At 46.8% G+C, this 1,067-nt stretch carries 2 protein-coding genes; both read right to left on the bottom strand.

All coding sequences use genetic code 11. The features are described from left to right. On the bottom strand, nucleotides 1–420 hold a 420-nt coding region (locus A3735_RS27020), incomplete at its 3' end, for an SPFH domain-containing protein (protein WP_255375200.1). Next, nucleotides 404–1,067 (bottom strand): protease modulator HflC (gene hflC / locus A3735_RS27025; protein ID WP_156499960.1); only part of this gene is annotated, 664 nt, incomplete at its 5' end. The genes hflC and A3735_RS27020, both read right to left, overlap by 17 nt.

The raw sequence follows: 1,067 nt of genomic DNA on the forward strand, positions 1-1,067 counted from the left end.
AGCGGATGATACTTCAAATAGCAGCGCTTCAGGGTCGAGCGCCTGCGTACGAAAGATGCCAGGCTCCTCTATGGTATATTGAAGTATCAGACTGACCTCCAATAAGTTCTGATCACCCGTTGTCAGTTCCCGCTGAATTGGCGCCGATGTTTCCTCCACCATGTTCAGTTCCATTGAGCGTACCGAAGTCGCCTGTATCTTCTCTACCGTCTCCATGGGCCAAGGTAAATGATAATGCATGCCAGGCAAGACCTGATCGTCGACTATCTTTCCGAATCGCAATAATATTCCACGCTGCTCAGGCCCTACAGAGTAAAAGCCACTTAAGAGATATATCAACGGCAAGAGCCCTAAAAAGATCACCCACAAGACATGCTTATTTGATGCGAGTATATTTCTTAAATCACTTAGCATATGCATCTGACGCTCCGGGGCTCTCCAACAAGCGCTGGACGAGTGGTGACTCACTAGATAGAACCAAGGTCGTATCGTTGCCCATCATGTCTTTGTATAAATCCATGCTTTTTCGAAACTGATAGTATTCGGGGTCTTGGGCATAAGCCTCGGTAAATATTTCGGTTGCTCTGGCTTCCCCGTCACCCAACATGGTTTGCGACTCTCGATGCGCTTTAGCCAAAAGCTCACGTACCTCTCGTTCAGATTCAGCCTTAATTTTTTCAGCCTCTTCAGTACCTTCGGCACGATAGCGAGCAGCAATACGTTTTTGCTCTGCAATCATACGGTCATAGATAGCCTGAACATTTTGCCTAGGGAAACCAAAACGGTTCGGGCGAATAGCAAGCACTTCAATACCGTAATCCTGTAAGGCAACCGGAGCACTATTTGCAGTAATTTCCTCAAATATGCTTCGCAAACTGGATTTGTCAGGCCTTGTAGAGAATATGCCACTCAAGGTCGCATGACCTATTGCAGCACCAATATTAGACGTCACCAGATCGGTCAGCCTCGATTGTGCGACTTCGAGATTACGCAAACTACCCAGAAAAAGCTCAGGCTTTGAAATTCGCCATAAAGCGAAGCTCTGAATCACTAAATTTCGACGATCG

The sequence above is a fragment of the Oleiphilus sp. HI0061 genome (genome assembly GCF_001635675.1).